The sequence below is a fragment of the Candidatus Margulisiibacteriota bacterium genome (genome assembly GCA_028715625.1).
Taxonomy (GTDB): domain Bacteria; phylum Margulisbacteria; class Riflemargulisbacteria; order GWF2-35-9; family GWF2-35-9; genus JAQURL01.
The window spans coordinates 22,312-32,530 of record JAQURL010000028.1; the positions used below are offsets into that span (position 1 = coordinate 22,312).

General features: G+C 37.9%; 13 protein-coding genes. 2 read left to right on the forward strand and 11 right to left on the reverse strand.

The window, feature by feature from the left end; all coding sequences use genetic code 11:
* The first annotated feature begins 249 nt into the window (after window positions 1–249).
* Together PHV30_05970 and PHV30_05975 are read left to right on the forward strand one after the other, a co-directional pair.
* On the forward strand, window positions 250–1,317 hold the full coding sequence (locus PHV30_05970; GenBank protein MDD5456563.1) for an ankyrin repeat domain-containing protein: 1,068 nt from the start codon (window positions 250–252) through the stop codon (window positions 1,315–1,317).
* Window positions 1,304–2,584 (forward strand): ankyrin repeat domain-containing protein, encoded by a 1,281-nt coding sequence (locus tag PHV30_05975; GenBank protein ID MDD5456564.1) that lies wholly within the window; start codon window positions 1,304–1,306, stop codon window positions 2,582–2,584. Before PHV30_05970 ends, PHV30_05975 begins: the two co-directional genes overlap by 14 nt.
* A gap of 325 nt (window positions 2,585–2,909) precedes the next feature.
* Here the strand turns inward: PHV30_05975 and PHV30_05980 are convergent, their stop codons facing one another.
* The 11 genes from PHV30_05980 to PHV30_06030 form a co-directional block, all read right to left on the reverse strand.
* Complete coding sequence (locus tag PHV30_05980; protein ID MDD5456565.1) at window positions 2,910–3,257, reverse strand: DUF3795 domain-containing protein; 348 nt, start codon at window positions 3,255–3,257, stop codon at window positions 2,910–2,912.
* Between the two features lie 32 nt (window positions 3,258–3,289).
* Window positions 3,290–3,430, reverse strand: coding sequence for a hypothetical protein (locus PHV30_05985; GenBank protein ID MDD5456566.1), 141 nt, complete (start codon window positions 3,428–3,430; stop codon window positions 3,290–3,292).
* Between the two features lie 7 nt (window positions 3,431–3,437).
* Window positions 3,438–3,764 carry a DUF1801 domain-containing protein gene (locus tag PHV30_05990; GenBank protein ID MDD5456567.1) on the reverse strand — a complete coding sequence of 109 codons (327 nt, stop codon included), beginning with the start codon at window positions 3,762–3,764 and terminating at the stop codon, window positions 3,438–3,440.
* Window positions 3,765–3,982: 218 nt separating this feature from the next.
* Window positions 3,983–4,696, reverse strand: a complete 714-nt coding sequence (locus PHV30_05995) for an HNH endonuclease (protein ID MDD5456568.1) — start codon at window positions 4,694–4,696, stop codon at window positions 3,983–3,985.
* 9 nt (window positions 4,697–4,705) lie between these two features.
* Window positions 4,706–5,134 (reverse strand): DNA mismatch endonuclease Vsr, encoded by a 429-nt coding sequence (gene vsr / locus PHV30_06000; protein MDD5456569.1) that lies wholly within the window; start codon window positions 5,132–5,134, stop codon window positions 4,706–4,708.
* Window positions 5,124–6,176: a DNA cytosine methyltransferase gene (locus PHV30_06005; protein ID MDD5456570.1), complete on the reverse strand. Its 1,053-nt coding sequence runs from the start codon at window positions 6,174–6,176 to the stop codon at window positions 5,124–5,126. Before PHV30_06005 ends, vsr begins: the two co-directional genes overlap by 11 nt.
* The gene (locus tag PHV30_06010; GenBank protein ID MDD5456571.1) at window positions 6,173–8,128 is read right to left on the reverse strand and encodes an ATP-binding protein; all 1,956 of its coding nucleotides are present in this window, start codon (window positions 8,126–8,128) and stop codon (window positions 6,173–6,175) included. Before PHV30_06010 ends, PHV30_06005 begins: the two co-directional genes overlap by 4 nt.
* A gap of 129 nt (window positions 8,129–8,257) precedes the next feature.
* Window positions 8,258–8,500 (reverse strand): hypothetical protein, encoded by a 243-nt coding sequence (locus tag PHV30_06015; protein ID MDD5456572.1) that lies wholly within the window; start codon window positions 8,498–8,500, stop codon window positions 8,258–8,260.
* 18 nt (window positions 8,501–8,518) lie between these two features.
* Complete coding sequence (locus tag PHV30_06020) at window positions 8,519–8,842, reverse strand: hypothetical protein (protein MDD5456573.1); 324 nt, start codon at window positions 8,840–8,842, stop codon at window positions 8,519–8,521.
* Between the two features lie 344 nt (window positions 8,843–9,186).
* Complete coding sequence (locus PHV30_06025) at window positions 9,187–9,432, reverse strand: CopG family transcriptional regulator (protein ID MDD5456574.1); 246 nt, start codon at window positions 9,430–9,432, stop codon at window positions 9,187–9,189.
* Window positions 9,419–9,679 (reverse strand): BrnT family toxin, encoded by a 261-nt coding sequence (locus tag PHV30_06030; GenBank protein MDD5456575.1) that lies wholly within the window; start codon window positions 9,677–9,679, stop codon window positions 9,419–9,421. Before PHV30_06030 ends, PHV30_06025 begins: the two co-directional genes overlap by 14 nt.
* Window positions 9,680–10,219: the final 540 nt, after the last annotated feature.

Consider the following 10,219-nt stretch of genomic DNA (forward strand, 5'->3'; position numbering starts at 1 on the left):
GCAAGACCTCACCCCTGACCCCTCCGTCCGCCTACGTACACTTCGGCGCGACACCTCCCCTTTTAAAGGGGAGGAAACCAGGGCTTCTTTTGGGGAAAATCCATTTTCACTTTTTGAATGGCGCAAAAATGGGAAAGATTTGCATTATTCACAGACAATTCTACTTTGTTCCAGCAATGCGTTTTAATAAATTCAAAATTCTACGGTGCAATTTCTCAAAAAAGATGACGATATTTTATAAGGAAAATAATGCTAAAAAACAAAATAATCACCTGTAATCCGAGAATATTTGTTCCGCCGTTCCTTAAAAAGCAACTGGACAGCCTGGGAAAAGGCCAGAATATATTCGACAGCAACACCAGAGAAGAGATCATCAATGACCTGCTGTTTATTAAATCGACCTGTCCGGAAAACTGGCCCGGCTACGTGCGGCTTATCATTGCGGCGATCGGACAAAACAAAGAATGGGACAGAGAAAGCCCGGGCAACAAGTACGCCCTGAAATCCATACTGGTCTGTCTGCTTAACCTGCGCTCCGATAATCTGAACAATGTAGCCGACAGGTTGAAACGGGACTTCAACAGACTGAACTTTGAGCCGGAAACAGTGCCGATAATATACGAAGCACATCTTGTAAGAGAATTAATCGAAGCGGTTAAGCAAAAAGACCTGAGCGAAGTCCGGAAATTGATGCGACAGGGAGCTGATATAAACTGCGGCATAATAAAATTCTATACAGCGCTGGGCTGGGCTATTGTTGACGGATCGGAACTGATCGCCCGCGAGTTCATCAGCAACAAAAATCTTGATGTCAATGCCTTTGTTCGCGGACATCAGACCGCTTTGACCGTAGCCATAACACATCATCGCCCCGGCATTATAAATATGCTGCTGGAACATCCTGATATAGACGTGAACAGCGAAGAACCGGACGGTTCCACTGCTCTGGCCTGGGCCTGCTTTAAGGAAGAAAAGAACCTGGTCAGAAGACTGCTGGAGTTTGATGAACTGAAAATAAATGTAAAGATGGCAAAGAACGCTACCCTGCTGGTCTGGGCCGCGGGGTTTGAAGATACGGCAGATATAGCAACCAAAGTTCTTAAGCTTAACAGGATAGATGTAAACGCAGCGGATGAAGACGGACAAACCGCTATAATCAAATCCACCTATATGGGCAATACCGAGGTTGCCAGGGCCATTCTGAATGCTCCTGGAATAGATCTAAGCATTCGCGACAACAGCGGTTATACGGCCATGGATTACGCGGCCTCGAAACCTGATATAAAGAGGATGCTGGAGAATTATGCAAAAAAATAAGATCATCGGCTGTATAGCCGCTATAAAACCATCGGAGTTCCTGCTGGGAAAATTTGAACTTTTAAAAACCGGCAGGAATATTTTTGCCGCCAGGGACACCTGGGAAACCCTTAACGAACTGCTGAGACTTAAAGCCGGACAGGGAGGGCTGCGGAAATTGTTCGGCTCTATTAAAATTAAGAATCCCGATTTATCCCTGGAATTTTTGACTCCGGATAAAAAGCCGGATATAGACACAACTTCGGAACAAACAAAAACAATCAGCAAAGCTAAAGTATCTATCTACAGTTGTCTGACCAATCTTAACGAAAAAAATATAGATATAGTAGCTACCGTACTAAGCCGGGATTTCCATATACTGGGATTTGAAAAACACAGAAGTCCCGCACGTAAGGATTATTTAAGTTTTGACCTTTTTAAGATCGTAAATAATTACAATCCTGATATCTCCGGAACCCATTTATGGGATATTATCTCACAAGGGGCTGATGTAAACACACGGAACGAAAACTTACGCACCCCGTTATTTAACGCTGTTGCCTGCAGTGCCGGAACAGAAGCTTTAAGAATATTGATCTCGGTTGATGATATAAACGTGAATACACGGGACGCATTCGGCAACACAGCCCTGATAATGGCAGTAATAATGAATAAAACGGAATATGTGGCTGAACTTCTGAGGGCTCCCGACATTGATATTTCTATTGAAAACAAGGACGGAAAAACAGCACTGGATATAGCCAGGGAAAAAGATCAGCATTCCATCATCAATCTGCTGACCGGGTTTAAACCGAATAAAGCCGGGACTACGGAACCCATGGTTATGCCTGAAACAACAACGGTCAAGGAACGGGATATCGAAAGAAACAGTGAGCTTCTGGAGACAATAATGTCGTACGATTACGTAAGCGGGGGTGAATTGAAACTGAAAAATCTCATAGCCAGAAAAACCGGTTTGAATTACAGGAACCAATTGAATCGCACGCCTTTGATCATATCCGTTATGGAAAATAAAGTACCGGTTGTAAAAATGCTGCTGAGAAATGACGCTCTTGATCTGAATGTACAGGACTATTTCGGCAATACCGCGTTGCATATGGCCGTGGCTATGAATAAACCGGATATTGTCAGAATGTTATTATCCGAGCCCGGCCTGGACCTGAGCCTAAAAAACAATTCAGGAAAAACAGCGCTGGATATCGCGACTGAAAAAAACAAAAATATTATGCAAGAAATTATCAAATACGGGCAATCGGCTGCCAGTTAGTATATAACGCAAAGCGGGCAAACCCTAAACCCTTACGTCATCCCGGACTTATTATAATACTGTCATCCCGAGCTTATTTATAATACTGTCATCCCGAGCTTATTTATAATACTGTCATCCCGGACTTGATCCGGGATCTGCTATGGGGAATACCGCTGCGCGGCCGGGGGGGAATGCCGCCTCACCCGTCTTCGTCAGCTCGAGGCTGACTACGCCGCGGCAAGCCCCCTGGCCTCCTCTCCATGAATGGAGAGGGGGGAGAAATCCCCCTTCCCCGGCCCTTCCCCAAATTATGGGGAAGGGGGTGAGTTATATCTTTTAAAAATTATTCATACTTGCCAGAGGCGTTTTTCCATTTATCGGCCAGCTTGATAAATTCGGGATATCCATGTTTTTTTATGTACTCAATGGCTTGTTTGTACTTTTTGTACTTATACCCATTTCCGGCGAACCAACTTCCGATAATCGCGCAAGACCCTAATTCGGAACAATCGGCGCAAGTGTCAAAGCTGTGCTCTTTAAAACAGCACAATTTGATCTTGCATTTAGCCTTGCCGATATCTCTACGGCCTGTGTCGAAGCCTATCTTGCAGCCCCCGCAAACCGCCGCTGTAAATGGCTTGCAAGTCTTGCAATACGCACCGCAACAGCCGATATATCTTTTGGGGTTCATCTTTTTTCTCCGCAGCAGCTTTTTGATCATACTCATGCCATATTTTGTTCTGTATCGTAACCGGATTCATACGCATCCGTTTCAGAACAACCGGGACATTTGTTTTTTTCTCTGAGATATCCCAGACATATCGCGCAATTCATACCGCAGGGAGCTATAAGAGCTGGTTTCATATTGTTCCTACCGGATCATTTTTAAAAATTTGACAATTTGTTTTTCGTTGATTTCTTTTTCTGACTTTACTTCTATGATCCTCATGGTTTTTCCGCTTCCCTGAAACAAAGCGATCTTGTCCTTTGACAGACCTTTAATTGAAAAACCTAAATTAACATGATCTTTCAGGGCTACAAAATAATAATTGCCGTCAGCATAAGCAGGAACACCCCACTTCATCTCTTCCTTAGTATCCGGAAATGTTTTGAAAATGATCTCCCGCAATTTATGACAGATCTCTTTTTGAGGGGATTTTTGCTTGTTAATGTATTCATCAACCTTTTTATCTTTCATAATTATCTCCCTTTACAAGCCTGTCTTCATTCTACCGCAAGAAAAATATTTTTTGAATTGAGGATGAGGAATACCGCCTCACCCCCTGGGCCCCCTCTCCATTCATGGAGAGGGGGAATGCAATTGGAAGGATGGAAAATCGGATGCTGGAAGGTTTACAGAATGTATGCGGAATTAAATTTGGAGAACCACATATTTAAGAAAATTGTTGAAAAAAGCTAAGGTATTTTAAGTCTTCTGATGTTCTTTATCAAATCTTTTAAAAGCGATATTTTGTTTATAGAAAAATGCAATTCCCTATGACAATTAGGACACAAAGCTACCGTATTCTCAATAGTATCACTGCCACCATCCGATAACGATTTAATATGATGAACTTCAAGGTAACTAGTATTATCATCTTTAATAAAAGGGCCATTTTTTTTGCATTTCTCACAAATTCCATCGGCATTATTTAAAATCCACGCCTTTATTAAGGGGTCCCTTTTAAAAACGGTTGTATTTTGAGCTACCTTTTCAGGATATTGGACACCTACCGGTTTGCCCGGATGAATATTTTTTATCAGAAAGGATGCACGAGTATTGTAATCATCATTATCCTCTGTCGGCTCGTATTTTGTCGGATCAATATACTTTCTATCTTCAAGTATTTTTTTAATTTTATTAAATACGTTGGAACCGATATTTTTTGCCGGCAGATAACCGCTGATTCTTGGCAGGCATAATGCTTCCATTACGGCAGAAATATTTTGCATCCTAAATTCAATAGAACTCTCAGTCCTATTTTTAAGTATCCCACTTTGTAAATTTCTTCTGATCTCAGCTTTGTTAAAAGGGGCTTTCGATGATTCCTTATTAAGCATAAAAAGATATGCATCTATTGCTGCTGCTAGCTCTTCTTTCGACCAATCTTTATTGACATTTCCTGCCATAATTAAATCCTATTTACTAACACCTTTTATTTGTTTAAGTAAGGCACTTAACCGTTCTTCAATTAATTTTTTATTTCTAATCTCGCATTGCCAGACAACTATCGGATTCCAACCCAACTGGGTTAGTTTAATTATATTCGATTTATCTCGTTCTATATTCGAATTGATTTTTTTGAACCAGAAATCTTTTCTTGTTTCAGGTAATGCTGATTTTTTGCACTCAAAATGCCCATGCCAAAAGCAACCGTGAATAAAAATAGCAGTTTTGTATTTACGAAGTACTATATCAGGACTACCAGGTAAAGATTTATCGTTCAACCGATATCTATAACCATATGAAAAAAGGTATTTTCGAACAACAAGTTCCGGTTTTGTATTTTTACCGGTAATGTGCGACATTATCTCACTACGCTTTATTTTGGAAAATTTATCGGACACTTTGATCGTTTTTTAGATGATATTCTATATGTTTCTTGATATTCGAACACTGTATTTTGCTGAACTTAGGTGGTAGCGCGTTTCCTATTTGTAGCGCAAGATTTGTTTTCGATATTTTATCAACCGGGAACTTATAACGTCTTGGGAATGACTGAATTAAGGCAGCTTCTCGTATAGTAATCGCTCTATGTTCTTCAGGATGAAGAAATCTTCCCTTAGAAGGGTTTAAACAACCGCCGGTTATAGTTGTAGAATAATCATCCCATCTTAAACGACCGTATATATCATTAAATCCTATATTCTTCTTCTTATGGCAATCCAATATATATTTTTTAGGGAGGTCTTTCCTGCTACCGCCATCGAGAGGAATTAATTTTATCATTTCTAATATTTTATCAGTGTGCATTGTCGTTATTTTATGTGCCGGATCATTGCTGCTATGAACCGATTCCAATTTTTCGATAACTTTCCTTACCGTCATCTTGGGATACTTTCTCTTTGCGATATCAATAACACCAAGCCTTGAGCCAACCATCACCAAACGTTTTCTTCTTTGAGCAATGCCATAATCTTTAATATCGACAACATCTAAATCAATTTTATAATCTTTTTTTAATCTTTTTACAATTTTTTGAAATAAACCGTAATCCTTTAATGCCGGAACGTTTTCCATCATTATGGTAAGCGGCTTTAATTCATCGATCAACCGAAAATATTCTTTAACGAGATTATTCCTATCGTCGGAAGCCGGTGTTTTTCTATTTAATCTTCTAACCGAAGAAAAACCCTGACATGGTGGGCATCCGGCTAACAAATGTAACGGTTGTCCTTTAAGTAAATCAACCATTTTTTGAGAATTAAATGATCTGATATCTTCTTGAAAAATATTAGTTTTTTTGTGATTTAACTTGTATGTTTCTACCGCAGCCGGGGCTATCTCAATAGCAGCGATAACATTAAATCCTGCTTTGTGCATTCCAACAGATAAACCGCCACAACCGGAGAATAAGTCTATTGCATTAAGATTTAAATTTTCACTCATAGATTTTTTATTCTATCATCGGTTGGATTCCGTCTTTTTAATATGTCTAAATATATCTCCCATTGTTTGATTGATCTTCTTAATAATAAATCCCAACTAAGCGCATACAATCCTTTCCTTTCCAGTTCATCTATTTTTTCAATATTTGCTGGGGATATTTTTGTATTATCAGCTATGAGATATCCATTTACTGAATTAAATCGCAAGCCACTATTTGCTTTTAATGCGGTTTTAATATCCAATACATAATCATTAAATCTGTTTATATGGTCTCTATCTATTTCAAGACCAGGTCTCATAAATTCAATAATTAGAAGTTGAGTGCCACTGGATAATACAAGGTCAACACGACCACTGTACAAATTTTCTGGGTTAAAATTAGTTTCTCCTGCTTTTTTGACAATATTTTCGATGCTTTTTTCTTTTTCAAATTTCTCCCATTCAGGGCTAATTATCCAAGGCTTTTCATATAAATAATCTCTCAGTTTATTCTCAAGTTCCCTGCCTTGTATCAATTTTTTTAGTTCTATGATAGCGCTAATTTTAGTTTTGATAGCCTCTGCCATATTAAGCGCTGTTAGAACATCAGATTCTAACAGTAAACCGATAAACATATCCGAATTAATATCGTCTGCTTCTGAAATCGAATGAATTAGTTCCCTTAATCGCCCAGTTTCCCAAGCCGTAATTACAGAACCTGACAGCTCGTTGAGTTGGTTTACGGAAATAGCAGATATTCCAGCTAATTTAGTGAGTGCTTTTTCAACAGTCTTTCTTTCATGAGGCATAAATTTTGATAGCCTCCCGTCATACTCCGCAAGCTTTTCTTTTATGTGTTTTTCCCTTTTTTCAGTGCGTCTTTTTTGCCAAATTTTTAAAAGAGACTTTATCCTTGTTTGGCCCCATATTTCAACTATTTTTGCATTTGGATCCTCCCAGTTTATTCGCTGTCTTTCAGTTGCAATAAGATCAAGATCACCATGCGCAACATAATCTAATTGAACTTGTCCTGTCATATATTCTATGGCATGTTGCCCACTTAAACCGCCAGTAAGATTAAAAAGAAATGGTCGCTGGGAAAGTTTTCCTTTTGTAAAAATAGTTATTCCCCGTAGCTCTTCTTCTTTTATTGTTTCTTCATAAAACCCAATTCTCCAAAATAGAGCTTGGCCATTGTCCATTTCTTCAAGCCCCCAACCATCCTCGTCAACTTCAAGCAATTTTTCTGGTTTTTCTTCTTCTTTATATTCTTTTGGGAAACAAAATTCCAGTGTATCTGAAAAACTTTCAGGAATTTCTTGATTATTGACCTTAATTTTGAAATCATCATATATCTGACTTAACAAAAATCTCCTTGCCAATCCATTCATAAATTGTTCCACCGGAATACTGCGTCCCAACTTTAGGCTTTTCAAAGTAATTTTTGTGCCGTGGTTGTTTTTTCTTTGATCATCTGGAGCTTCAAAAAGTATTAATTCTATCTCCTTACCTTCAGTGCTTATATACTCATCTTCGGCCATAAGTTCATTTATGTTTAATGTAAAAATTGTGCGCTCGCCGGATTCTTTACTAATAGTTTCAACTTCTATTATTTCTGCAATACCAAATCCTGCAAATTTACCGATACCCTTTCGTCCCAAAAGCGGTCTTTCTTTTTTAGGACTTTTTTCATTAGAAAGAGCTTTAACCCTATTTCTGCCAACTAACAAAAAGAAATCTTGGCATTCCTGGAAAGTCATTCCCGCACCATCATCTTGAACAGTAATCACAGATTTTTGAGTCAACGACTGAGGCAAGGTGATTTCAACAATCTCAGAATCAGCATCCCATGAATTTGCAATCATTTCTGAAATAGCACTTGTTGGTGATTGATACATTTGTATCCCAAGATGTTCTAGGATTCTGCCGTGGAATTTAATAGTTAATTTTTGATTTACAGTATTTGCTGCCATGTTCCACCTTAATAATTAAATTATAAAATATTAACATAAAACAATCCATGTTGATTATAATACTAAATGTTTTTATTATTATATAGTTAGTCCAAATTTCTAAATATTTGCTATTAATATTTAATCTTACTATATAAAATTACTAATTAATTGGAGTAGAAAACCAAAAATTAACAATGACAGCCCTACTACACTAAAAGAATCATAGTTTTGAGCTTTTTTCTTTTCTTTCTCATCTATCTGCTCAAGAATCAGATGACTATGTCCTTCTTTATTTATATTTTCCGGCAATCCAAATTTAAATATCATACATGCTCCCACAATATCTAATATAAGCCCAAGGCTATTTAATATATTGCTTAATCCTACCATAATTTACCTCCTTATTGATCAATAATTTTTGGAAGTCCCACTTTTAGGCAGCTTTTCTATTACTTCTCTTATATTATTCACTGCTTGGTAATTTTTCACCTTCATGGATTGATATAGAATAAACTGTAAGAAACCTTCGATAAAATGTTCATCCAGAACAATTGGGGCCAAATATCCTCTGGCATTAGGGTATCCTATTCCTTCTTCATTTTTCCAATATAATCCAAGGCGTACTACATCATCTTTATTTTTGTTCTTGTGATTATATTTTCCACTAATAACAACAAAGGTATCATGAGAATAAACCTCTTTGACTTCTGTCCAATAAGATACCATTGTCATATAAGCCTCCCATTCATTTTTTATAAAATTTAACTTAATCTAAATTATACTATATGTGTATAATATTTTACAAACCACAAGAATCCACTATCGCTACATGCGTAAACTTATAAAGGTCTCGAGGAATTCCGCATTTTACCCCCGACGCATATCGGAAGTATCATAGAGCTGTTTAGCGAACGCAGGTGTAATCCCGCAGGATGCGGGATAGCGAGATGACCAGGATGTTCAGTTCGAGCGGTTAACCGAAGTGAGCCGTAACAGCTCATGATGCTGGAGATCAGCGCCCAGCATTTTCTTTTGCTGCTTTTCTTTATTGCGATGATAAAGAAAAGCAGATAGAGTTAAGTTCTTATATGCTGCGACAGCCACATTTTGATAAGAGCTGTCCTGGCCACACCTATTTTCCTTGCCTGCACATCTATTTCTTTTATCATATTCATGGGAATATCAATATTTATACGCTTCAAGGGTTTGTTGACTTTTATACTCTCAGTATCAAAGTGCCGCAAAACAGACTCCTTGCCCTCATCAAACTTTTTATCTAAATCAGCGGCGATAATTTTTGTTTGTTTTTTAGTTTTCATCATATATTCTCCTTTCTTCTTTTCGACTTATCCTGCAAGATATTATTCTTATTTTATTATTTCTAAAAGTAAAGATGCAGGTATAATATTTTTCATTAATTCTACCAATTATTAACTGCCTCGGTTCATCAAGATACTTAGCATTAAGTATGATATTATCTGCATGCCATAATTTTTTTGCTTCTTCAAAGTCAATTCCATGTTTATCTTTATTTATTAGCGATTTATTCTTATCATACTCAAATTTCATACTATTATAATACAATTATAATACAAATTTGTCATCAATGTTAAGAGCATTTGCATCCCCCGGCGCATTGCGTGGTCTTGTTTACATGTTTCATACTTCCCTTCGACTTTCTACTGTCATGTTTGGTCATACTTCGTCAGGCTCAGTATGACTCGACTCCACGATTCAACTTACCACCGAACACTTACCCCATATCCCTTAGTCATACTTCGTCAGGTTTACCCGGCGTAGCCAGGTCGAAATGACAGGGCATTGCGCAGGGATAATAGTAGCCGTTATCAACTGAAATGCTCCCCCTCTTTTGTTAAGAGAGGGGGTCGGGGGGTGAGTTAAGGCGATGACAAAGAAAAGAGAATAGAGTTTTGAAAACTTTTCCCAAAAGTTTATTTGATTTGAATTCTTTTCTAAAAGAGCAGGATTTGTTTTCTTTGAATTAAAGAAAGAATTAAATCATCCCCATATTTCTTTGTCTGGCTTGCCAGATAATCTTAGAAATATCGCGAGATACCGGCTTTCGGGCTGTATCGATTGAGCCTGTAT